Annotated in this window: 22 protein-coding genes; 15 read left to right on the top strand and 7 right to left on the bottom strand. The window is 58.2% G+C overall.

All coding sequences use genetic code 11. The features are described from left to right. Positions 1 to 90: 90 nt before the first annotated feature. Positions 91 to 1,191, top strand: coding sequence for a GNAT family N-acetyltransferase/peptidase C39 family protein (locus H8B20_RS20190; protein WP_210624339.1), 1,101 nt, complete (start codon positions 91 to 93; stop codon positions 1,189 to 1,191). A 65-nt stretch (positions 1,192 to 1,256) separates the two neighbouring features. On the opposite strand, the gene H8B20_RS20185 is transcribed toward H8B20_RS20190, so the two are convergent. Continuing rightward, positions 1,257 to 2,411, bottom strand: a complete 1,155-nt coding sequence (locus tag H8B20_RS20185; protein ID WP_210624338.1) for a PQQ-dependent sugar dehydrogenase — start codon at positions 2,409 to 2,411, stop codon at positions 1,257 to 1,259. A 51-nt stretch (positions 2,412 to 2,462) separates the two neighbouring features. Then, positions 2,463 to 2,783 carry a hypothetical protein gene (locus tag H8B20_RS20180; RefSeq protein WP_210624337.1) on the bottom strand — a complete coding sequence of 107 codons (321 nt, stop codon included), beginning with the start codon at positions 2,781 to 2,783 and terminating at the stop codon, positions 2,463 to 2,465. 189 nt (positions 2,784 to 2,972) lie between these two features. Between H8B20_RS20180 and ku the strand changes: the two genes are divergently transcribed. Beyond that, positions 2,973 to 3,833 carry a non-homologous end joining protein Ku gene (ku, locus tag H8B20_RS20175; protein WP_210624336.1) on the top strand — a complete coding sequence of 287 codons (861 nt, stop codon included), beginning with the start codon at positions 2,973 to 2,975 and terminating at the stop codon, positions 3,831 to 3,833. 142 nt (positions 3,834 to 3,975) lie between these two features. Here the strand turns inward: ku and lpxO are convergent, their stop codons facing one another. Continuing rightward, on the bottom strand, positions 3,976 to 4,875 hold the full coding sequence (gene lpxO, locus H8B20_RS20170) for a lipid A hydroxylase LpxO (RefSeq protein ID WP_210624335.1): 900 nt from the start codon (positions 4,873 to 4,875) through the stop codon (positions 3,976 to 3,978). A gap of 380 nt (positions 4,876 to 5,255) precedes the next feature. On the opposite strand from lpxO, the gene H8B20_RS20165 reads away from it, so the two are divergent. Further along, complete coding sequence (locus H8B20_RS20165) at positions 5,256 to 6,842, top strand: ABC-F family ATPase (protein WP_080896013.1); 1,587 nt, start codon at positions 5,256 to 5,258, stop codon at positions 6,840 to 6,842. A gap of 267 nt (positions 6,843 to 7,109) precedes the next feature. Further along, positions 7,110 to 8,297: an MFS transporter gene (locus H8B20_RS20160; RefSeq protein ID WP_210624334.1), complete on the top strand. Its 1,188-nt coding sequence runs from the start codon at positions 7,110 to 7,112 to the stop codon at positions 8,295 to 8,297. A gap of 46 nt (positions 8,298 to 8,343) precedes the next feature. Here H8B20_RS20160 and H8B20_RS20155 read toward each other — a convergent pair whose 3' ends face one another. Next, positions 8,344 to 9,381: an alpha/beta hydrolase family protein gene (locus H8B20_RS20155; protein ID WP_210624621.1), complete on the bottom strand. Its 1,038-nt coding sequence runs from the start codon at positions 9,379 to 9,381 to the stop codon at positions 8,344 to 8,346. Between the two features lie 237 nt (positions 9,382 to 9,618). Further along, a complete protein-coding gene (locus H8B20_RS20150) occupies positions 9,619 to 10,230 on the bottom strand; it encodes an FMN-dependent NADH-azoreductase (RefSeq protein ID WP_210624333.1) in 612 nt (203 codons plus the stop codon). A gap of 128 nt (positions 10,231 to 10,358) precedes the next feature. On the opposite strand from H8B20_RS20150, the gene H8B20_RS20145 reads away from it, so the two are divergent. Together H8B20_RS20145 and H8B20_RS20140 are read left to right on the top strand one after the other, a co-directional pair. Continuing rightward, a complete protein-coding gene (locus tag H8B20_RS20145; RefSeq protein ID WP_210624332.1) occupies positions 10,359 to 11,267 on the top strand; it encodes a LysR substrate-binding domain-containing protein in 909 nt (302 codons plus the stop codon). Then, positions 11,264 to 11,623, top strand: coding sequence for an MmcQ/YjbR family DNA-binding protein (locus tag H8B20_RS20140; protein WP_210624331.1), 360 nt, complete (start codon positions 11,264 to 11,266; stop codon positions 11,621 to 11,623). Before H8B20_RS20145 ends, H8B20_RS20140 begins: the two co-directional genes overlap by 4 nt. Before the next feature lie 120 nt (positions 11,624 to 11,743). Here the strand turns inward: H8B20_RS20140 and H8B20_RS20135 are convergent, their stop codons facing one another. Further along, the gene (locus tag H8B20_RS20135; RefSeq protein ID WP_210624330.1) at positions 11,744 to 12,172 is read right to left on the bottom strand and encodes a DUF1294 domain-containing protein; all 429 of its coding nucleotides are present in this window, start codon (positions 12,170 to 12,172) and stop codon (positions 11,744 to 11,746) included. Beyond that, positions 12,169 to 12,999 (bottom strand): undecaprenyl-diphosphate phosphatase, encoded by an 831-nt coding sequence (locus H8B20_RS20130; protein ID WP_042559059.1) that lies wholly within the window; start codon positions 12,997 to 12,999, stop codon positions 12,169 to 12,171. Before H8B20_RS20130 ends, H8B20_RS20135 begins: the two co-directional genes overlap by 4 nt. 303 nt (positions 13,000 to 13,302) lie before the next feature. Here H8B20_RS20130 and H8B20_RS20125 point away from each other — a divergent pair, with 303 nt between their 5' ends. From H8B20_RS20125 to H8B20_RS20085, 9 genes are all read left to right on the top strand, one after another. After that, positions 13,303 to 14,937, top strand: coding sequence for a methyl-accepting chemotaxis protein (locus H8B20_RS20125; RefSeq protein ID WP_210624329.1), 1,635 nt, complete (start codon positions 13,303 to 13,305; stop codon positions 14,935 to 14,937). A gap of 357 nt (positions 14,938 to 15,294) precedes the next feature. Beyond that, positions 15,295 to 15,858 (top strand): nicotinamide riboside transporter PnuC, encoded by a 564-nt coding sequence (gene pnuC / locus H8B20_RS20120; protein WP_150603107.1) that lies wholly within the window; start codon positions 15,295 to 15,297, stop codon positions 15,856 to 15,858. Then, on the top strand, positions 15,855 to 16,379 hold the full coding sequence (locus H8B20_RS20115; protein WP_210624620.1) for an AAA family ATPase: 525 nt from the start codon (positions 15,855 to 15,857) through the stop codon (positions 16,377 to 16,379). The genes pnuC and H8B20_RS20115 overlap by 4 nt, the downstream gene beginning before the upstream one ends. Before the next feature lie 347 nt (positions 16,380 to 16,726). After that, positions 16,727 to 17,176: a hypothetical protein gene (locus tag H8B20_RS20110; protein ID WP_210624328.1), complete on the top strand. Its 450-nt coding sequence runs from the start codon at positions 16,727 to 16,729 to the stop codon at positions 17,174 to 17,176. A 1-nt stretch (position 17,177) separates the two neighbouring features. Then, on the top strand, positions 17,178 to 17,750 hold the full coding sequence (locus tag H8B20_RS20105; protein ID WP_210624327.1) for an adhesin: 573 nt from the start codon (positions 17,178 to 17,180) through the stop codon (positions 17,748 to 17,750). Between the two features lie 71 nt (positions 17,751 to 17,821). After that, complete coding sequence (locus H8B20_RS20100) at positions 17,822 to 18,814, top strand: heme utilization protein (RefSeq protein WP_210624326.1); 993 nt, start codon at positions 17,822 to 17,824, stop codon at positions 18,812 to 18,814. Positions 18,815 to 18,877: 63 nt separating this feature from the next. Continuing rightward, positions 18,878 to 19,558 carry a C39 family peptidase gene (locus tag H8B20_RS20095; protein ID WP_042559052.1) on the top strand — a complete coding sequence of 227 codons (681 nt, stop codon included), beginning with the start codon at positions 18,878 to 18,880 and terminating at the stop codon, positions 19,556 to 19,558. A gap of 43 nt (positions 19,559 to 19,601) precedes the next feature. Further along, positions 19,602 to 20,348, top strand: a complete 747-nt coding sequence (locus H8B20_RS20090) for a hypothetical protein (protein WP_042559051.1) — start codon at positions 19,602 to 19,604, stop codon at positions 20,346 to 20,348. Between the two features lie 45 nt (positions 20,349 to 20,393). After that, the gene (locus H8B20_RS20085; protein ID WP_150591764.1) at positions 20,394 to 21,698 is read left to right on the top strand and encodes a transporter; all 1,305 of its coding nucleotides are present in this window, start codon (positions 20,394 to 20,396) and stop codon (positions 21,696 to 21,698) included. Positions 21,699 to 21,761 lie beyond the last annotated feature (63 nt).

Genomic DNA, 21,761 nt, shown 5'->3' with positions numbered 1-21,761 from the left:
AGATTGATCCGTTGGAGAACAAGACCTTTTCTATTAAGCACGAAGTTTTTCGAAAGTCTCGTTTCGTTACGCAACTTTTACGGTGGTCATATGAATGCTGTTTTTCGTTTGGCGGTAGTTGAAGATCTGCCGGCGTTGCTGGCATTGGAAATGCAATGTTTCACCACGGACGGGCTCAGCCGTCGCAGTTTTCACTGGATGATTACCCGCGCCCACGCACAGCTGCTGGTGGCCGAGGTCGACGGCCATTTACGGGGTTACGCACTGGCGTTGTTTCACCGCGGTACGTCGCTGGCGCGCCTGTATTCCATTGCCATTGCCGCCGAGGCGCGCGGGAGCGGATTGGGTAAACAACTGCTGCAACGTATCGAGACTTGCGCGCTGGAACACGATTGCGCGTACCTGCGCTTGGAGGTACGCACTGACAACCCCGCCGCCATTGCCCTGTATGAACGCAACGGCTACCGGCGTTTTGCACTCATCCACGATTACTACGAAGACCATGCCGACGCGCTGCGCCTGGAGAAACGCATTCTCCAGCATCGAGACTCACGCAGCATCAAAGTGCCTTGGTACGGACAAACCACCGATTTCACCTGTGGCCCGGCGTGTCTGTTGATGGCCATGGGGGCGTTGCAGTCAGAACGCTTGTTGGAGCGCCGTGAGGAACTGCAGATCTGGCGCGAGGCGACGACCGTTTTCATGACGTCGGGACATGGTGGTTGCAGTCCGCAGGGATTGGCGCTCGCCGCATGGCGACGGGGATTTCGCGTGCGTCTGGAGTTGAGCCTGGCGGGGCCGTTGTTCCTCGACGGCGTACGCAATGAGCATAAAAAAGACGTCATGCGCCTGGTCCATGAAGAATTCACCGCACAGTTGGCGCAGACCGATGTCGAGCGCGTAATCGGTGCTCCGCTGGATTTGCCGCGCTTGCTGGAAGCGGGAGGCCAACCGCTGGTGCTGATCAGCAGCTATCGGCTGACTCGATCGAAATCGCCGCACTGGGTGGTGGTGACCGATTGCGATGAGGATTTCGTTTACCTGCACGATCCGGACGTCGACCATAGCCAGCACCGCCAGCCCATTGACTGCCAGCATGTGCCGGTCAGCCATGGCGAGTTCGAGAAGATGTGCCGGTTTGGGCGGGGGAAGTTACGAGCGGTGGTGATTCTTTACGCTCGTAGTGAGTAGTCGGCCCCTGATGCTGATATTGAACCTGTAGGAGCCTTTCGGCAGCTCCTACAGGGGCATGAGTCTTAGAGATCGGGTTTCAGGCCGATCTTATAGAGCGAACCGTTCTCCTCATCCGTCAGCACATACAAGTACCCATCCGGTCCCTGCCGCACGTCTCGAATGCGCTGTTTCAGCTCACCCAACAAGCGCTCCTCATGCACGACCTTGTCGCCATCGAACTGCAAGCGAATCAACTCCTGACTCACCAGCGCGCCGATAAACAGGTTTTTCTGCCAGGGTTTGAAGCGATCGGCATCGTAAAACGCCATGCCGGTGACGCCCGGTGATCTCTCCCACACATGGCGCGGATCGACGCCCCCTTCAACGCTTTTGCCTTTGGCTTCGGGAATCGGCAGCAGCGAATAGTTGATGCCGTGGGTCGCCAGAGGCCAACCGTAGTTTTTCCCGCGTTCGATGATATTCACCTCATCACCGCCGCGCGGGCCGTGTTCGTTTTCCCAGACGGTGCCGTTCCACGGGTTAAGTGCTGCACCCTGCGGGTTGCGAATGCCGTAAGCCCAGATTTCCGGGCGCACGCCTGACTGCCCCACGAATGGATTGTCGTCCGGAACCTTACCGTCCGGGTAGATCCGCACAATCTTGCCTTGCAGCTTGTCGAGATCCTGCGCGGTCGGCCGGTCGTTGTTTTCACCCAGGGTGATGAACAGATAACCATCGCGATCAAACACCAGCCGAGAACCGAAGTGGTTTCCGGTGGAGAGCTTTGGTTCCTGACGGAAGATCACTTTGAAATCCTTCAGCGTTTTCAAGTCATCCGACAGGTAACCGCGTCCCACCGCCGTGCCTGCCTTGTTCCCAGCGCCGCCACCTTCGGCGTAGGACAGGTAAACCAGGCGGTCCTGTTTAAAGTCGGGTGACAACACGACATCCAGCAAACCGCCCTGCCCCTTGGCCCATACTTGCGGCACGCCGCTTAGAGGAGCCGATAGCTTGCCGTCCGCCCCCACCACGCGCAGATTGCCCGGTCGTTCGGTCACCAGCATGCCTTGGCGATCCGGCAGGAAGGCCAGCGACCATGGATGCTCAAGCCCTTGGGCAATTGTTGTGACTTCGAGAGTGCCTTGCTCGCTTTGCAGCTCTTTGGGGGCAGCGGCGAATGCCGGAGCACTGATCAGAGCGCCGGCGCACAGGCTGGCCAGAAGGGTTTTACGCAACATGCACGATTCCTTTTGTCGTTTCAAAGTCTGGCAGACCGTTTTACCTGCCGTTTAACGTTGAGTGTCGGTGCTTCGCGAGGGTGGGTTTGGAATGAATGTAGGTGGCTTGGCCGGCGCTGAACGGATCGGCTGGCCATTGCCAATGCCCCGGTTATCGAGGGTTGGCGAACGGGGCACGGGAACGGTGCTTGGTCCACGGATGGGCGGCGCACTGGGCTGGGTGCCCTGCATGCTGTTGGGATTCGCCCGGCGAATCGGACTGTTATAGGGATTGTTGCTGTTGCCGGTCGGACTCTGCGCCAGCACAACGTCCGCATGAACCAGACCGCCACTGAGTGTCAGGACGGCAATGCCAATCAGAAATCGGTTCATGGGTCAGCCTCTCGATGTGCGTGGTGTAGAGCCTTCGAGTCCACGCTACGCTTCAGGTTCGGATTTGTTAACCCGTCGGCCTTAAACAACATGTAACACGGCTTGACCGAACCCAATTGAAAACGCGCATTCTCTGGAAACTTTCGCGCCGGGCTTCAGGTCACCTGATCATCACTTGGAGAACTCACCATGGCTCGGGCAATCTGGAAAGGCGCGATCAGCTTCGGACTGGTCCATATCCCTGTCGCGCTGGTTTCAGCGACCTCATCCCAAGGCGTGGACTTTGACTGGCTGGACAGTCGCAGCATGGACCCGGTGGGCTACAAGCGCGTCAACAAGGTGACCGGCAAGGAAGTTACCAAGGAAAACATCGTCAAAGGTGTGGCCTACGAAAAGGGTCGTTATGTGGTGCTCAGCGAAGAGGAAATCCGCTCGGCGCACCCGGTTTCGACCCAGACCATCGACATCTTTTCCTTCGTCGACGCCGAGCAGATCCCGTTGCAGAACATCGATACGCCCTACTACCTGGCGCCGGACAAGCGCGGTGGCAAGGTGTACGCGCTGTTGCGTGAAACGTTAAGCAAAACCAACAAGGTTGCGCTCGCCCGCGTCGTCTTGCACACGCGCCAGTATCTGGCGGCGGTGATGCCGCTGGAGTCAGCGCTGGTGCTGGTGAAATTGCGCTGGCCCCAGGAAGTACGCGGCCTCGATCAGTTGGAACTGGGCAGCGAAGTGACCAAGCCTCAGCTTGCCAAAGGTGAGTTGGACATGGCCAAACGTCTGGTCGAGGACATGAGCGGGGACTGGAGCCCCGAGGATTACAAAGACGAGTTCGAAGACAAGATCATGGCGCTGGTGGAGAAAAAGGCCCATAAGGGCGAGATCGAGGATGTCGAGACGGTGGGTGGCGAGGAACAACGCAAGACTGCCGATGTTATCGACTTGACTGAGCTGCTTAAACGTAGCCTGGGTGGCAAGGCCACCGCCAAGCCGAAGCCCAAAACGGCGAGCAAGGCAGCGCCAGCGAAGAAGGCTAAAAAAGCCTCCTGAGTCATCGGTTGAATCTCAGGGCCTCATCGCTGGCAAGCCAGCTCCCACAGGTTTTAGCGGTGTAAATGCGATTGAAGCATCACACCTGCCATTGTGGGAGCTGGCTTGCCGGCGATGGCGTCAGGACAGTAACAGCAAATGTTCAGATCAGAACAAAGATCGCCAGCAAACCACCAAAGATCGCCCACTTTTCCATGTAGTACCGAGCACGATTACGCTTTTTCAGCTCTTTGCCACGCAACCTGATCTTGTAGATTTTAGTAAACAAACGGTTGATCCCACCGGTACGGTCGCCCGCATCGTTGGGCGCACCGGCGGCGGACATTACCGTACGGCTGAACCAGGCATTGAACGCTGCAGCCCAGCGATACTTCATTGGGCGCTCAATGTCGCAGAACAGGATGATGCGGTTCTTGTCGGTGGTGTTTTCCGCGTAATGGATGAAGGTTTCATCGAACATCACCGCTTCACCGTCACGCCAGTGGTAGTTCTCACCGTCGACGTTGATGTAGCAACCCGCATCGTTAGGCGTGTCCAGGCCCAAGTGGTAACGATAGGAGCCGGCGTACGGGTCGCGATGGCGTACCAGTTTCGAACCTGGCGGCAGTTCGGCGAACATCGCGGCCTTGATTGAGCCGATGCTCTGAACCAGTTCCGTGGTGCGAGGGCACAGCTTCATGGCCGACGGATGGCTCTCGCCGTACCACTTGAGGTAGAAACGCTTCCAGCCGCTTTTGAAGAAGGAGTTGAAACCGACGTCGTCGTATTGGTTCGAACGCTTGATCTCCCCCGCGCGCAGCAGGTTCTGGCCCTCCTCGCGGATTTCTTCCCAATGCGCCTGCAACGGGCTCAGGTCAGGAAATTCAGTAGGATCAAGGTAAGGCTTGTTCGGCTTTTTCGAGAACAGGTAGAGAAAGCAGTTGATCGGTGCCAGAAACGTCGAATGATCGCTCAGTTGCCGACCCAGTTTGTGGCGCACACGGCCACGCAAGTGAACGTATGCAATGGAAATGACATAAATAGCAGCAATGATGAGTTTCACGGAATTCGTCACACGTCAGAAGTGAACAAACTGCGCGCCTGTCGGCCTGAGGCCCAGCGTCTTATGCAGTGGTCTGAGTACAAAATGGCACGTCCTTGAGCCCGCGCCGCTGTAGGGCGGTGGGTGAATGGATGGCATTTTAGCCACACTTTGTAACCGATAGTGAACCTTCATCTGTGAAAAACTGTCCCGCGATTGTGCCAATCGGCACCCGCGACGTCTTCGCCCTATCGTTTAAAGAGCCAGACCAGTACAATCGCCGCCAAACTTTACGCGCCCCCTTGGTTGATGCCGGGAACTCCCCGCCTCAGCGCACCTTGACTCGGGCCAAGCGCTACAGCCGCACCCTCGCTATTCAGAATGCTTCGCAGGAAAAACTCTTGATCTCTACAGCTAACATCACGATGCAGTTCGGCGCCAAGCCGCTCTTCGAAAACGTTTCCGTCAAATTTGCCGCGGGTAACCGTTATGGCCTGATCGGCGCCAACGGTTGCGGCAAGTCGACCTTCATGAAAATCCTCGGCGGTGACCTTGACCCGACGGGTGGCCAGGTCATGCTCGAGCCGAACGTGCGCCTGGGTAAGCTGCGCCAGGATCAGTTCGCCTACGAAGAATTCACCGTGATCGATACCGTGATCATGGGTCACGAAGAGCTGTGGAAGGTCAAGGCCGAGCGCGATCGCATCTACTCGTTGCCGGAAATGTCTGAAGAAGACGGCATGGCCGTGGCCGAGCTGGAAACCGAATTCGCCGAAATGGACGGCTACACCGCCGAATCCCGTGCCGGTGAACTGCTGCTGGGCCTGGGTATCGGCATCGAGCAGCACTTCGGCCCGATGAGCGAAGTGTCGCCAGGCTGGAAGCTGCGCGTGTTGCTGGCTCAGGCACTGTTCTCCGACCCGGAAGTGCTGTTGCTCGACGAACCGACCAACCACCTGGACATCAACACCATTCGCTGGCTGGAAAACATTCTGACCCAGCGTAACAGCCTGATGATCATCATCTCTCACGACCGTCACTTCCTGAACAGCGTGTGCACGCACATGGCCGACCTGGATTACGGCGAGCTGCGCCTGTTCCCGGGCAACTACGACGAGTACATGACCGTGGCGACCCAGTCCCGCGAGCAACTGCTGTCGGACAACGCCAAGAAGAAAGCACAGATTTCCGAGCTGCAATCGTTCGTCAGCCGCTTCTCGGCCAACGCCTCGAAAGCCAAGCAGGCCACTTCCCGCGCCAAGGCGATCGACAAGATCCAACTGGCCGAGGTCAAGCCTTCGAGCCGCGTGAGCCCGTTCATCCGCTTCGATCAAAACAAAAAGCTGCACCGCCAGGCTGTCATGGTCGAGAAGATGGCCAAAGGTTTTGACGGCAAGCCGCTGTTCAAGGATTTCAGCTTCCAGGTTGAAGCCGGCGAGCGCGTCGCGATCATCGGCCCGAACGGTATCGGTAAGACCACGCTGCTGCGTACCTTGGTCAACGAACTGACTCCGGATGCCGGTAGCGTCAAGTGGACCGACGCCGCCGAGCTGGGCTACTACGCTCAGGATCACGCGCACGACTTCGAAGACGACATGACCCTGTTCGACTGGATGGGTCAGTGGACTCAGGGCGAGCAAGTGATCCGTGGCACTTTGGGTCGGATGCTGTTCTCCAACGACGAAATCCTCAAGTCGGTGAAGGTGATTTCCGGTGGTGAGCAAGGCCGCATGCTGTTCGGCAAGCTGATCCTGCAAAAGCCGAACGTGCTGATCATGGACGAACCGACCAACCACCTGGACATGGAATCGATCGAAGCGCTGAACCTGGCGCTGGAAAACTACCCGGGCACGCTGATCTTCGTCAGCCACGACCGTGAGTTCGTATCGTCCCTGGCCACTCGCATCATCGAGCTGAGCCCGGACGGCGTGACCGACTTCAGCGGTACGTACGATGATTACCTGCGTAGCCAGGGTGTCGTATTCTAAAAAGCAGCTTCGAGTTTTCAGCTGCTAGCTGCAAGTTAAGAGCCCTGTCCATGTGACAGGGCTTTTTGCATTTCAGGGGCAGTCATTTTTTGGTGCAGACACCTTCGCGAGCACAGGGGAATGCATTTCAGGGGTGGGAGCGAGCCTGCTCGCGAAGGGGCAATCATCAGCGATATCCATTCCGGAAAAATAGTTAGCCAGCTTCCTTTTATTCCACACCCACGCCATGATGCGAATTCTCCCACCGCCGCCCGCGAACGAGTCCTCATGTCTGCGCAGCAACTGCCACCGCAACGCTCCATGGCGATCACCGTGCAGATCGTCTCTATCGTTTTCTACACCTTTATTGCCTTCCTTTGCATCGGGCTGCCGATTGCGGTGCTACCGGGTTATGTTCATGAACAACTGGGTTTCAGCGCGATCATTGCCGGACTGGTGATCGGCTCGCAGTACCTGGCCACCCTGCTCAGCCGGCCAATGGCCGGGCGCATGTCTGACACCATCGGCACCAAACGGGCGATCGTGTATGGCTTGCTGGGGATTGTGCTCAGTGGCGCGCTGACGCTGTTGTCAACGCTGCTGCAAAGCTATCCGCTGCCGAGCCTGTTGATTCTGATTCTCGGGCGATTGTTGCTGGGCATTGCGCAGGGGCTGATCGGTGTCGGCACCATCAGTTGGCGCATGGGCCAGGTCGGGGTCGAGCACACCGCCAGGTCCATCGGCTGGAACGGTATCGCGTCCTATGGCGCCATTGCGATTGGTGCGCCGCTGGGGGTGGTGATGGTGGCCGAATACGGTTTCGCCAGCCTCGGTATTTCGCTGTCGGTCTTGGCGGCCGGGGCGTTGCTGTTGATTCGTAACAAACCTTCGGTACCGGTGATACGCGGTGAGCGTCTGCCGTTTTGGGCCGTGTTCGGGCGGATTGCACCGTTCGGCGCGAGCCTCACGCTGGCCTCAATCGGCTACGGCACACTCACCACATTTATCACCCTCTATTACCTCAACCGCGGATGGAGCGGCGCGGCGTATTGCCTGACGGTGTTCGGGGTGTGCTTCATCGTGTCGCGACTGATGTTTATTTCGGCAATCAGTCGATTCGGCGGTTTCACCTCGGCCATCGTCTGCATTGCCGTTGAAACCGTGGGGCTGGTGATGCTGTGGCTCGCGCCCTCCACCGCGTTTGCATTGATCGGCGCCGGACTGGCGGGGTTTGGCCTGTCGTTGGTGTATCCGGCACTGGGCGTGGAGGCGATCAAGCAGGTACCGAGTTCCAGTCGCGGTGCCGGGTTGAGTGCCTACGCGGTGTTCTTTGATCTGGCACTGACGGTTGCCGGGCCGTTGATGGGGGCGGTGGCGTTGAATCTGGGATATTCGTGGATTTTCTTCAGTGCGGCGCTGTTGTCGGTGACGGGGCTGGGGTTGACCTTGATACTCAAGCGCCGGGCAATTTCCTGAATACTCCCACAGGGTTTTATGGTGACTTCAGGATAAACACCTGACGCTATTGATCCGCAGTCTGCATACCCGCCCGTGTAGGCCGGCCCAAGGCATGGGCGAAGAATCGGCCGGCCTCGGAAATCAGATTGCGATGAATGTCTTTGCGATCAACCCCATCGGCATCCGTACACAACGCCGGCATGGCAATGATCTGCTCTTCGTTGCACGGCGCCATGAACACAAAGTGCCCTGCCCCGGCCAGCAATTTGAAGTCCGGTGCAGTCGGCAGTTTGCGCGCCAGTGCGGCAGCGTTTTTATCGAAAGCCACCAGCTTGTCGCCATCGCCGCTGTACAGCAGCACGGGCACATGCACGTCAGCCAGCGTATGTCGGCCGAATTTCAGGCTGAGCGGCGCCATCAGCAACAAGGCGTGCACGCGTGGGTCGGCCACCGGTTGCAAGTCATCACGGTCAACAATGAGCTCGCCTTGGGTGTTGCAGGCATCGCGGTCGTCCGGGCGCTCCTGGCAATAGCGGCGCAGGCGATCCAGATCCGGTTGCGCCCCCGAGAGAATCAACGCTGTCTCGCCCCCGGCCGAATAGCCGATCACGCCGACCTGCTCAGCATTGACGAACGGCGCCAGCATGGGGTCCCCAAGGGTGGCAGTGATCGCTTCGGAAATCTGGATCGGCCGCCCGTAAAGATTGCTCAGGGTGCCGAGTCGGCTGTGATCCCTGGAATTGTCGCCGGGATGAATCACCGCCACCACGACGAACCCCTTGCGCGCCAGTGACGTGGCAAGATCGTGCAGGGCCAGCGGCGTGCCGGTGTTGCCATGAGACAGCATCAGCATCGGGAATCGGCCCATGGCGACTTTGGTGTCTTCGCCGGCTTCGACCGAATAACCCTCGAGCAGGCTCAGGTGTTCACGGTCGCTGGAGGGATAGAACGCGATGGCGCGCATCGGTTGCAAGTCGAGCGGATCGAGGAACGTCATCTCGTGGTAACCAACGCTCCAGACAGGATGGCGCCCCGGCGCCGCCTGCACCGTAATCAGGCTGCCGAGCAGGCAAATCAGTAACGTTGCACAAAGACGTATCACCGGACGCCCCACCCTGTTGTGACTCAATCGTAAGATCCGTTGCAGTGTGAGACCAGAAAGCCGTGGATTCGGTGCGCAGGTCACGACATTGCACTCAGACGCTGATCGTTTGACTGCATAACCCGGGCCAGATTATGTAACAGTCAGAAACAAAAAACTCCGTATTTGGCCCTTGCGGAACCAGAATACAGAGTTTTTGGGGGGCTACCTGAACATCAGCTGTTTTTTACGCAAGCCTTACGCGGCGGCGAACAGTTGCTCGCTGATCTTCGCTTGCGCGGCGGTCATGGCGTTGTTGCGCACTTCGTCACCGTACGCCAAGCCTTCGGCACGGACGATTTCGATGTCGGTGATGCCAAGGAAACCCAATACCAGCTTCAGATATTCTTCGTGGGCGATACCGCTGGCCTGACCGGCGTGAATGCCGCCAGAGGTGGAAACGATCACTACTTTCTTGCCGCCGCACAGGCCTTCAGGGCCGGCTTCGGTATAGCGGAAGGTTTGACCGGCAACGGCAACACGGTCGATCCACGCCTTGAGTTGGGTCGGTACGGTGAAGTTGTACATCGGTGCGGCGATCACTACAGCGTCAGCAGCGATGAACTCGGCCAGCGTCGAAGCACTCAGCTCGGCTTCGTGTTGTTGTGCAGCGTTGCGCAGTTCAGCGGTGGTGCCTGCGGCAACCAGCGTGGTCGACGAGAAATGGCTGATGGCGTCAGCGGCCAGGTCGCGGTAAGTCACCACAGCGCTTGGCTCAGCGGCTTGCCAGGCTTTGACGACTTCGCTGCTCAACAGACGGGAAGCCGAGTTGTCGCCCAGAATGCTCGAATCGATATGCAGCAGTTTCATGTGGAATCCCCTGGAATGAATCGCCGGTGGCGACGGAATGGAGACAATCCTACGCAACAAACCAATAGCTGATTAGCCGCCAGCAATGCGATAGTTCGTCCCACTGATAGAACAGTTGGATATCAACCATGCAAGATCTCAACGATCTCTACTATTTCGCCAAAGTCGTCGAGGCTGGTGGTTTTGCGGCGGCCGGCCGTTTGCTGGGGATTCCCAAGTCACGACTGTCGCGGCGCATCGCCGAACTGGAAGAGCGTCTCGGTGCGCGTTTACTGCAGCGCACCACACGCCAACTCAACCTCACTGCGGTCGGCGAGCGTTATTTGCGTCACTGTCAGGCGATGCTGCTTGAAGCGGAAATGGCCGACGAAGCCGTCGCCAGCATGTCCAGCGAACCGCGGGGACGTTTGCGGGTGTCCTGCCCTACCGGCCTGGCGCATGAAATGCTGCCGTGGGTGATCAGCGACTTCCTCGGCAAATTTCCTCAGGTGCAACTTGAAGTGGTGCTGCTCAATCGTCGGGTCGATCTGGTCGCCGAAGGGTTTGATGTTGCCCTGCGCGTGCGCGAGTTGGGCGATGAAGACCCGTTACTGGTCACGCGCCGTCTACGTCAGGCGCAAATGGTGGTCGTGGCCAGCCCGACATTCATGCAAGGTCAGTCGATCAGCCACCCGCAAGACCTGAAGAACCTGCCGGTGCTCGGGGCGCTTGAGGCCGATCGGCTGGTGCATGTGCGTTTACTCGATCAAGAGGGCACCAGTTTCGAGCTGAGCATGGAAGCACGGCTGGGCATCGACGATTTTGTCGTGCGCAAGGCTTGTGTCCTGGCCGGCCAGGGCTTCACGTTACTGCCCATGATGTATTGCGAGGCCGAGCTGGAAAGCGGCGCGCTGGTGCAGTTGCTGCCAGAATGGTCGCTGCCCGGCGGTTGGCTGCAAGCGGTGTACCCGCATCGGCGCGGGGTCATGCCGGCGGTGCGTGCGTGGATTGATCACCTGGTCGAGTCGTTCAATGCCTGTGGGGAGCGGTTGTTATGAGCAAGGGAAAAATGAGCGAAGCGGACGTCGCCGCGTTTTGTCTGGCATTGCCCGGCGCGCGCGAGGATTACAAGTGGGGTGGCGTGCGCGTATTTTCGATTTCCGGCAACAAGATGTTTGCCTTGCAAGGGCTGCGTGGGGATTCGCTGGCGTTCAAGGTCGACAAGGACCTGTTTTTAGGCCATTGCGACCGCCCCGGGATTCATCCGGCTCCTTATCTGGCAAGGGCACAGTGGATCATCATGCACCCGCCCTACCCGCTGGGCACCGAGGAATTGCAGGGGTTGCTGCAACGGTCACATCAGTTGGTGGTGAGCAAGTTGCCGAAGAAAACCCGAATCGGATTGCTGCTTTAACACCTCACTATGGCGGCATTTTTGCTTGACACTTCACCCCTGTAGGAGCTGCCGAAGGCTGCAAAAACCTAGATCAAAAGATCGCAGCCTTCGGCAGCTCCTACAAGGGTGTGCGTGGGTTTAGATGAGGGATAACAGGTTCGAGCCAAGAAACAACTGGTCGATCCAGAACATCTGATGCAACACAACAATCACCCAGAACAGCACCTGAAACGACACCTTGCGCGTCTTGTGCCGGAACACCTGCTGGGCAATCAACGCCCCCGGCCAGCCACCGGCTAGTTCCACCGCATGGAGGATGTTTTCCGGCGTACGCCACGCATCGTTGCGAGCCTTGCGCTTGTCCGCCCAGTACATGAAAAACGCCAACACGCTGACAATCCCATACGCCGCCAGCGGCACCAGAGAAATGCCGCTCAGCCACATCGACAGCGAGCCTGCCAACGGCAATGCGCAGACGATCAACAGGACGACCAGCTTCAGTTTCAGGTTCTGAATACCGCCACCGGACGGCCGACCTTCAGGGCGGCGCGCGCGCGAATCACTCATGCCTTGGCCGCCGACCAGTCCACCCAGCCGAACTGCCACGTCGCCAGAATCACCAGCCCGAACACAATCCGATACCAGGCGAATGCCGCGTAGCTATGGCTGCCGATGAACTTGAGCAGACCGCGCACGGCGATCATCGCGAAGATAAACGCGGTGACGAAACCGATGGCAAACACCGGGAAATCCGCCGGCACAAACAGATCGCGATACTTGTAGCCCGAGTACACCGCGGCACCGACCATGGTCGGCATGGCGAGGAAGAACGAGAACTCGGTGGCTGTCTTGCGCGACAGGCCGAACAGCAGGCCGCCAATGATCGTCGAGCCGGAACGCGAAGTGCCGGGAATCATTGCCAGGCATTGGGCGAAGCCGATTTTAAGGGCGTCGCTCCAGCGAATCTCATCGACCGTTTCGGCATGCACTTCATGCTGACGCTTTTCCGCCCACAGCATGATCACCCCGCCCACCACCAACGCCGCCGCAACAGTGATCGGGTTGAACAGGTATTCGTGGATCAGGTCGGCAAAAATCACCCCCAACACCACGGCTGGCAAGAACGCGATCAGCAGATTAGCTGTGAAGCGCCGCGCACTTGGCTGGGTCGGCAAGCCAATGACCACGTCGATAATCTTGCGGCGAAATTCCCAGACCACGGCGAGAATCGCGCCAAGCTGAATAATGATGTTGAACGCCATGGCCCGTTCGCCGCCGAAGTTGAGCAGGTCGGCAACAATGATCTGGTGTCCGGTACTGGAAATGGGCAAAAACTCCGTCAGCCCTTCTACAACTCCTAGTATCAATGCCTGCAAGGCGGTCCAAAGATCCATCAATCCCCCAAAGAGCGATGCACGCGGGCATGCCCCGATAGTATTTTTTACGTTCACTGCGATCAGCGTAGCTGGTTAATGCTGGACCGATTCCGCGCGCACAGGATCCCTACGAACGGGTCAAAATTCCGTGAAATATCAACTTCGATTCAGGTTTTCACGCGCGGGGCCGAAATCCTAACAGACAAGCCTTAATAGCGCTGCCGCGTTATACGACTTGGGTCGCGTATGCCCGCTCGCGAAATCGTGATCGGATGCTGGCGGTCGTTAATTACAAGAAAAAGAATCCGGAGTGACAGCGTTATGAACAGCTTGCGCAGTGTGTCGATCAGCCGACGCTTGTGGCTCATCTTGATTGTGGCGGTGGTCATGTTGTTGACCTTGGGCGTGTTGATGCTCAAGCAGATCCACGACGACCTGTATCACGCCAAAGCCCAGAAAACCCAGCACGTGGTGCAAACCGCGAGCGGCCTGCTGACCTATTACCACGACCTGGAAACCGCCGGCACGCTGACTAAAGAGGCCGCGCAGAAACAGGCCCTTACTGCCATCCGTGGGCTGCGTTATGACCAGAGCGATTACTTCTGGATCAACGACCTGACCCCTGTGATGGTCATGCACCCGACCAATCCCAAACTCGAAGGCCAGAATCTTTCGGCCATCCGCGACCCGGACGGTTTTGCGGTGTTCAACGAGATGGTCGCGATTGCCCGTTCCAAGGGCGCCGGCATGGTCGACTACCGCTGGCCGAAACCCGGCGCGAGTGAGCCGGTGGCCAAGACCTCCTACGTCAAGCTGTTCGAACCGTGGGGCTGGGTGCTCGGTTCCGGCGTGTACGTAGACGATGTGCAGGGCGAATTCCAGGGCCAGGTGATCAAGGCCACCGTTATCGGGCTGGCGATTGCCGTGATCATGGCTCTGCTGGTGATCCTGATCGCGCGCAGCATCGTGCGCCCCTTGCAGGAAACCGTGAACGCCATGGCCAACATCGCCAGCGGCGAAAGTGACCTGACCCGCTGCCTCGATACCCACGGCAAGGACGAAGTGACCGAACTGGCTCACCACTTCAATGCGTTTACCGCCAAATTGCGCCGGGTGATCGGTGAGTTGCAGGTGTCGGCCAGTGCGCTCGGTCAATCGTCCAGCGAACTGGGCAACGATGCCTCGCAAGCCCAGCAGCGTAGCCAGCAGCAATCGCAACAAATGGAGCTGGTGGCCACCGCGATCAACGAGGTGACTTACGGCGTGCAGGACGTAGCGAAAAACGCCGAGCATGCGGCCACCGAAATGCGTAATGCCGAGGCGCAGGCGCAACAGGGCCAGATCAATATCGACGGCAGCCTGCAACAGATCGACAAGCTCTCGGGCACCATTGACCAAGCGGTCGAGGTGATTCGCACCTTGGCCACCGAAAGTACCCAGATCGGCAGCGTGCTGGAGGTGATTCGCTCGATTGCCGAGCAAACCAACCTGCTTGCCCTCAACGCGGCGATCGAAGCGGCACGGGCCGGTGAACAGGGTCGTGGATTCGCCGTGGTGGCGGATGAAGTGCGTTTGCTGGCGCAACGTACGCAGAAGTCGACAGCGGAAATCCAGTCGATGATCGAACGCCTGCAAAATCATTCCGAGGCGGCGGTGAAGGTCATCGGTGACAGCAGCAAGGCGTCGCAACTGACCATTGAACAGGCTGGGCTCGCGGGCGCGAGCCTGAATGCCATCGGCCAGGCGTTGCGCAACCTCAGTGGCCTGAACGCATCGATTGCCAGCGCCACGCTGCAACAAGCGCATGTGGTCGAGGACATCAACCAGAACGTTACCCAGGCGGCGGGGCTTTCTCACAGCACGGCCATGGCGGCAGAACAGTCGAGTGCGGCGAGCGTAAGACTTGGGCAGTTGAGCGAACAACTCAACGGCCTGCTACGCCAGTTCCGCGTTTAGTACATAACCTGTGGGAGCGCGCTTGCTCGCGATAGCGGCTTGTCGGTTGGGAGATGTTGCCTGACCCACCGCTATCGCTGGCAAGCCAGCTCCCACAGGTTTTTGTGCAGCGCCATCTTCTGTGAGCACAACAAAAATCCATGTGGGCGCTGGCAGGCTTTGGCGGTGTACCACAAAGGCTGAGCATCGCATAAATCCCTGCGGAGCTGGCTTGCCAGCGATGGGGGCGCGACATTCAGCATCAGTCTTGAGTGGGCCGACACACTCGCCAGCAAGTTCGCTCCGACAGGGTCCTTCAGTGTTCTGGCGAATACAGTACAATCCGCCACCTCTTTCAACTCCCCTCAAGGAACCCACATGTCCGGGCTTGAACTGTTTGCCGCCGCTCTCGGTGTCATCGCCGTGTGGCTGACGGTCAAACAGAATCCGTGGTGCTGGCCGATCGGGCTGGTCATGGTGCTGCTCTATAGCTGGATCTTCTTTGAAGTGAAGCTGTATTCGGACATGTTGCTGCAAGTGATCTACGCCGCCCTGCAAGTTTATGGCTGGTGGCAATGGACGCGCGCCGGGACGATGCATGACGGGCGTCAGGTCACGCGCCTGGATGCTCGTTCGATAGCCCTTGGCTTGGGTGTCGGCGCTGTCGGCAGTGTTTTGCTGGGTGCGGCCATGGCGCACTGGACTGACGCGGCGCAACCGTGGCTCGACGCGGCGCTCACCGGTTTCAGCCTGGTTGCGCAGTTATGGATGGCGCAGAAACGCCTGCAATGCTGGGCACTGTGGTTCGTGCTCGACGTGATTTTTGTCGGCCTGTTCCTTTATAAGGGGCTTTACCTCACCGCGGGCCTGTACGCGCTCTTCACCGTGATTGCCATTCAGGGCTTTCGTGAATGGCGCGCCGACCCGGCACTGCGCACATGAAGGTCGTGGTGCTGACCGGCCCGGAATCCACCGGCAAGAGCTGGCTGGCGGCAGGCCTTGAGCAACAGTTTGGCGGTTTGCGGGTGGACGAGTACGTGCGTTGGTTTATCGAGCAGAATCCGCGTGACACCTGCCTGTCCGACATCCCCGAGATCGCTCGCGGGCAATTGCAGTGGGAAGACCAGGCGCGGGCGCAACAACCGGCGCTGCTGATTCTCGACACCCACTTGTTGAGCAATATTCTCTGGAGCCAGACCCTGTTTGGCGCGTGCCCGGACTGGCTGGAAGGCGAGTTGCTGGCGCGCCATTACGACCTGCACCTTCTGTTGTCCCCGGAACGCATTGACTGGACCGATGACGGTCAGCGCTGCCAGCCGGATCTGGATCAGCGTCTGGCTTTCTTCCAGGCCACGCGCGATTGGCTGGAACAGCATCGGCAACCGTGCCAGATCATTCAGGGCGACTGGGCGGAGCGACAGGCCCAGGTCTTCGCGGCCGTTGCGCGCCTGTTGGCCGACTGACGGGGCGCCAGGCCCACTGTTTCACCCTGTTTTGGGGGAAGACTGTCCATTCCTGAAACACTCGCCCAAGTGCAGAGTGGCCGTTTCAACGCTATTCATCGCTTTGTCATGGCACTTGTTACGCCACTGATACACATCCCCGCAAACCCTTGTTCCAGAGCTTTGTTTAGCCAATTGACAGGCTGGAGAGACTTCGTGTGTTTCAACGCTGAAACACACTGTGCATCGACTCTGCGCGCTTTACTGATAACTCACTGGAAAATAACAACAATTCAAAAGCGGCACAGCTTTCGCTATCTCCTTCATAACGCTGACAAGGGCAGCCCACTGAAGAAGGAATTGCAGCCGTGGGGAATATCCAAAAACGCATGACCTGCCTTCTGCTGATCGGATCAGCGGCTAGCGCGTTTATCAGTTTCAACGTTCAGGCCGAAGGCAATGGTGTGATCGTCCTAGATCGCGATGTTCAGCCTATCCCTATCGGTCGCAATGGCGGCAAAGACCCCTACCCGACAACAGTCAACGCCAACCCCTCCGCTCGAATCAATCAGACCCTGAGCAGCACTGAACTCAGTGACGGTGACTTTGCCGGGATCGCCAGTGGTTCTTCGATACGCGGCAACATGAACACACCTGCTTCGAACCTGCCGGGGATGAACACGCTGACCAACACGAACGGCTTGCCGGGCATGAGGACTGGCACCGGCGGCGGTGCCGGCGGCTCGATCTCCAATACCGTCAACCGTGCCATGAGCACTGGCCTGGCCCCCTTGACCCGCATGGCCGGAGGCCAATGAGATGAATCGCACTCTCCTTCTCCTCGCCGTGCTCGGTTGCACCAGCGCCATGGCTGACCCGAATTCAGTCAATAGCGCAAACATTCAGGATTCAGGCATGCAATACCGCGGCAATTTCAACGTCAACCAGGCCGCCGGTGACCAGATGCAACAAGCCAATACCAAGGCTATCGCCATCGGTACGGAATCTCAGGCCACCACCCGCGTCATCCAGAGGATCGACACACCTGCCGATCGCTCGATGAACGCCACCGCCAACATCGGCGGCAACTCTTTCAGTAATGGCAACGGAATTCTGGGTGTCAACCAGGGCGCCGGGGCCAACAACCAAATGGCCAATGTGACGCGTGTCAGCATCAGTGCTGCCCCGCAGAGCATTGACGATAGCGCCCTTTCGCAACAGAACGTGGCGTTGTTACCGAGCTCAGGAGCAACTGGTACCTCAATCGGCAGTCGCCAGGTCACGACAAGTGATCAGGCCTTCACCGGCAGCCGCGGGGTAATCCAGGTGAACCAGAGTGCCGGGGTGGGGAACCGTATGGCTAACACCCTGAGCATCCGGGTCGCAGACTGACCCAAATAAAAAGCAGTGCAATTAGAAAGTACCAACACTTAACCAACTAATAAGCACGATGGAGAAACACCATGAAACCTACAATGGCTCTCAAACCACTGGTTTTCGCACTTGCAGCAGTGATGGCAATCGCAGCACAGGCAGGCGGTCGTAATGACGATCATGGTAATGGGCACGGCAACGGGCATGGTAATAACCAGCCTAAAGGCCCAACCCTGGAACAACTGCTGCAAATCACCGCAGGCGCCGGCGCCGCTGTGCTTGACGTGCAAGACAGCGACGGCAACGAGGTGAAAAACCAGGGCACTGTGAATAACGCTAACGCCAGTGACTCGCTCAACAATTCCAACGGCAACATGGGCGCCAACGTTGCAGCCGGCGACGGCAACCAGCAGGACAACGCTGCTGCACTGGCCACCGCTGACGAAAGCTTCATCTTCGGCAACGCTGTTGCTGCCTCGAGTGCTACTCAAGTCAACAACAACAACTATGTGAAAAACTCATCCACCTTCAACAACGCCAATCTCAACAACGCAGGCAACAACGGTTCCGGCAACATCGGTATCAACGTCACTGCCGGCAACTTCAACCAGCAGAAAAACAACCTGGCGATCGCCGTATCCGGTGGCCGCGTAGCTCAGGCTGCTGCTTCTGCCAACCAGTCTTCCACTGGCCTGGTTGTAGAAAACAAAGGCGTGCAGGCCTACAAAACCGACACCCTCACCGGCACCTATGCCGCTGCCGGCGTGTTCAAGGCAAAAGGCACTGCAACCATCGAAGACGATAATGATCACGGCGGTTGGGGCAATCGTGGCGGCGGCCACGGCGGCAACGATGACCAGAAAGCCAAGTTCGAAGCCGTGGGTACCTTTGGCCTCGCTGGCGTAACCACTCAGCAAGTCATGACCAAAGACGGCTGGAAAGCGCCAGTGGTCAACAATGCCAACATGACCAACTCGATGAACAACTTCTCCGGCAACGGCGGAGCCAACGTCTCGGCGGGTGTGGGCAACCAACAAAGCAACTCGCTGTCCATCGCCGCAGGTTGCAGAGCCTGCCTGTAATCGCGATCGAAACGAAAGCCCCGGAAACGGGGCTTTTCCTCAGTCCGCAAAGGCGTATCGATCATGCGTAAAACGGCCCTTTTCGCTTTGCTTTGCCTGTGTGGCCTGACTCAGGCTGCGCAGATGCCTGTGGCTGCCCTGCCGGGCGGCGTACTGGTCTACAAGGACGTGCAAAGCATTCGTGAGCGCAAGTTTGCCGACATCGTCGAACAGAAAACCGATTTCAGTTGCGGCGCTGCCGCACTGGCCACGGTGTTACGCCAGGCTTATTGGCTCGACGTCGATGAGGATCACATCATCAAAGGCATGCTGGTCAATGCAGACCAGGACCTTGTTCGTACTCAAGGTTTCTCCATGCTCGACATGAAGCGCTACGTGGAAAGCATCGGCATGCGTGCCAGAGGTTACCGGATACCGCCCGAGAAGCTCGAAGCGGTGACGATTCCGGTGGTGGTACTGATAGATATTCGCGGCTATAAGCATTTCGTTGTGTTGCAGCGTGCAGACAAGGAGTGGGTTTACATCGGAGACCCTGTCCTGGGACATAAGCGCTACAAACACGATGACTTTGTCAAAGGTTGGAACGGCATTGTCTTCGCCATCGTCGGCCCCGGGTACGACAAGGCCAACGCCTTGCGCAGTCCACCGGTACCGTTGACGGCCAAGAACCAGCTGGATGGCTTCAACCCTGTCAAAGATGCTGAATTGATGGATTTCGGGTTCATACAGAGCGACTTCTTTTAATCGCCGATTATAGAAATGGGACTGGATGTCCCGGGAGCAGCAAATGAAAACCTCATACTGGCTGGCCGCCGCCTGCCTGGCGGCGAGTGCTTCAGGCTATGCCAATGCAGGATTCACACCTATCGAAATCAAGGACCATGAGCTCGCCGAGCTGCGTGGTCGTTATGTCATGCCGGGGCGAATTATCAGCTTCGGCATTGTCATGAGCAGTACATGGCGCAACGCCAGCGGTGACTTGATCGGGGCCGCGACCTCGATGCAGATTCAGGCCGCGACGGTCAAACCGGAATTCTACGTCTCGACCATCAAAGAGACCGGCAACGGCAGCGTCCCTGTGCTGGGTACGGGCACCGTTATCGGTGGCGCGGGACTCAACAGCAGCCAGGGCGTGACGCAAAGCGTACGTGCTGCCGGCGACAGCAATACCGCCAACAACAATGTTGCAATCAACGTCAAAGAAGCCAGTCAGGCACCTGCATTGGCACCTTCCCAAGGCCAGGCGCTGGTCGCCGGACAAACCATCAATGGCAGCAACGCTGCGGGCAGTGTCGCGGTTTCGGCCACTGGCGGCGGCGTTCAAATGGCCATTCAAGCCAGCGGCAATCAGGGGACTGCCCTGCAACAAGTCGCCCAGGGCGGTTTGCTGCAGAACACTCGATTGCTGGGCAGCGCCAACGTGGTCAACAACCTGACTCAACTCAACGTCGTACTCAACAATAACGGCAGAAGCGCCGGTGCACTGGACTGCAACCTGACCCAACTCGGTGCCCTACGCAGTATTGGATATTGAACTACGCTGATTCTCGATCATTGGGCTTAAAGGGACGGCTTATTCATGTATCGATCAGTATCACTGCGCGCAGCAGTGTGTTTGAGCACTCTTATCCCTGCCGCGATGCTGCAAGCGGCTCCTAACGCGGATGTAGAGGCCCTGAAACAGGAACTTCTGGAGCTGAAGCAACGATACGAAGTACAACAAAAAGCCCTGGCGGTACTCGAGCAACGGGTACGCCAGGTTGAAGAACAACCCTCTGCCCCACCGCCAAAACGGTTGGCGAAATCGCCGTCGGACATGAAAGGCAATCGCGTCGCCACCGGTACCGGTGCTGCCGCAGCATCAGGAGGAGCCGCCGGGGGCAGCGGCGCCTCTTACGGGCAATCGCTGGCTGACGATTCACAACCGGCGCAAAGCGTATCCAACCTCTATGACGAGGCCAGCGGCTTTTTCGGCGGTGGCAAATTCAGCGTTGAAACCGGCCTCACTTATTCACGCTATGACACTCGCCAGCTGATTCTCAACGGCTTTCTGGCACTGGACTCGATTTTTCTCGGCAACATCAACCTCGACCGGATCAAGGCCGATACCTGGACGCTCGACCTGACAGGCCGCTACAACTTCGACAATCGCTGGCAGTTCGATTTGAACGTGCCCGTGGTGTACCGCGAGTCGACGTATCAGTCGGGCGGCGGCAACGAGGGTGCGGCGGGCGTCACCACCGAGGAAACCGTCACCAAGGATCCAACCATCGGCGACGTCAACTTCGGTATTGCGTACAAGTTCCTCGACGAGTCGGTCAACACGCCGGATGCGGTAGTCACCTTGCGGGTCAAGGCGCCAACCGGCAAGGATCCGTTCGGGATCAAACTGCGCCAGACCGACGCCAACTCCAACCTGTTCGTACCTGACACCCTGCCGACCGGCAACGGCGTCTGGTCGATCACCCCGGGCATCTCGCTGGTCAAGACGTTTGACCCGGCCGTGCTGTTCGGCAGCCTGTCCTATACGCACAACCTCGAGGAGTCGTTCGACGATATCAGCTCCACCGTCAACCAGAAAAACCCGGGCAAGGTGAAGATCGGCGACAGCTTCCAGATCGGCGCGGGTATTGCCTTCGCACTGAACGAGAAGATGAGTATGTCGTTCTCGGTATCCGACCTGGTGCAGCGCAAGAGCAAACTGAAGCAGGATGGCGGGGATTGGGAATCGGTGGTGTCCAGCGACGCCAACGCCGGTTACTTCAACGTCGGCATGACCATTGCGGCCACCGACAACCTGACCATCGTGCCCAACTTGTCCATCGGCATTACCGAGGATGCGCCGGACTTTTCCTTCAGCCTGAAATTCCCGTACTACTTCTAAACTTGCTGACATTAAAAAAGCCCGCTGCGAGATGATCGCAGCGGGCCCTTTTTATGCTCCCCG

Source organism: Pseudomonas sp. P42, assembly GCF_017973755.1.
Classification (GTDB): domain Bacteria; phylum Pseudomonadota; class Gammaproteobacteria; order Pseudomonadales; family Pseudomonadaceae; genus Aquipseudomonas; species Aquipseudomonas iridis.
This window is presented reverse-complemented; position numbering and strand designations above follow the sequence as displayed.

What these genes read in the sequence shown, in the direction of transcription:
- H8B20_RS20085 (WP_150591764.1), top strand. Translation starts at nt 20,394, where the DNA reads ATGTATCGATCAGTATCACTGCGCGCAGCAGTGTGTTTGAGCACTCTT.
- H8B20_RS20115 (WP_210624620.1), top strand. Translation starts at nt 15,855, where the DNA reads ATGAAGGTCGTGGTGCTGACCGGCCCGGAATCCACCGGCAAGAGCTGG.
- H8B20_RS20135 (WP_210624330.1), bottom strand. Translation starts at nt 12,172, where the DNA reads ATGAGTGATTCGCGCGCGCGCCGCCCTGAAGGTCGGCCGTCCGGTGGC.
- H8B20_RS20160 (WP_210624334.1), top strand. Translation starts at nt 7,110, where the DNA reads ATGTCTGCGCAGCAACTGCCACCGCAACGCTCCATGGCGATCACCGTG.
- H8B20_RS20185 (WP_210624338.1), bottom strand. Translation starts at nt 2,411, where the DNA reads ATGTTGCGTAAAACCCTTCTGGCCAGCCTGTGCGCCGGCGCTCTGATC.
- pnuC (WP_150603107.1), top strand. Translation starts at nt 15,295, where the DNA reads ATGTCCGGGCTTGAACTGTTTGCCGCCGCTCTCGGTGTCATCGCCGTG.
- H8B20_RS20190 (WP_210624339.1), top strand. Translation starts at nt 91, where the DNA reads ATGAATGCTGTTTTTCGTTTGGCGGTAGTTGAAGATCTGCCGGCGTTG.
- H8B20_RS20090 (WP_042559051.1), top strand. Translation starts at nt 19,602, where the DNA reads ATGAAAACCTCATACTGGCTGGCCGCCGCCTGCCTGGCGGCGAGTGCT.
- H8B20_RS20145 (WP_210624332.1), top strand. Translation starts at nt 10,359, where the DNA reads ATGCAAGATCTCAACGATCTCTACTATTTCGCCAAAGTCGTCGAGGCT.
- H8B20_RS20140 (WP_210624331.1), top strand. Translation starts at nt 11,264, where the DNA reads ATGAGCAAGGGAAAAATGAGCGAAGCGGACGTCGCCGCGTTTTGTCTG.
- H8B20_RS20180 (WP_210624337.1), bottom strand. Translation starts at nt 2,783, where the DNA reads ATGAACCGATTTCTGATTGGCATTGCCGTCCTGACACTCAGTGGCGGT.
- H8B20_RS20150 (WP_210624333.1), bottom strand. Translation starts at nt 10,230, where the DNA reads ATGAAACTGCTGCATATCGATTCGAGCATTCTGGGCGACAACTCGGCT.
- ku (WP_210624336.1), top strand. Translation starts at nt 2,973, where the DNA reads ATGGCTCGGGCAATCTGGAAAGGCGCGATCAGCTTCGGACTGGTCCAT.
- H8B20_RS20105 (WP_210624327.1), top strand. Translation starts at nt 17,178, where the DNA reads ATGAATCGCACTCTCCTTCTCCTCGCCGTGCTCGGTTGCACCAGCGCC.
- H8B20_RS20130 (WP_042559059.1), bottom strand. Translation starts at nt 12,999, where the DNA reads ATGGATCTTTGGACCGCCTTGCAGGCATTGATACTAGGAGTTGTAGAA.
- H8B20_RS20125 (WP_210624329.1), top strand. Translation starts at nt 13,303, where the DNA reads ATGAACAGCTTGCGCAGTGTGTCGATCAGCCGACGCTTGTGGCTCATC.
- H8B20_RS20100 (WP_210624326.1), top strand. Translation starts at nt 17,822, where the DNA reads ATGAAACCTACAATGGCTCTCAAACCACTGGTTTTCGCACTTGCAGCA.
- H8B20_RS20095 (WP_042559052.1), top strand. Translation starts at nt 18,878, where the DNA reads ATGCGTAAAACGGCCCTTTTCGCTTTGCTTTGCCTGTGTGGCCTGACT.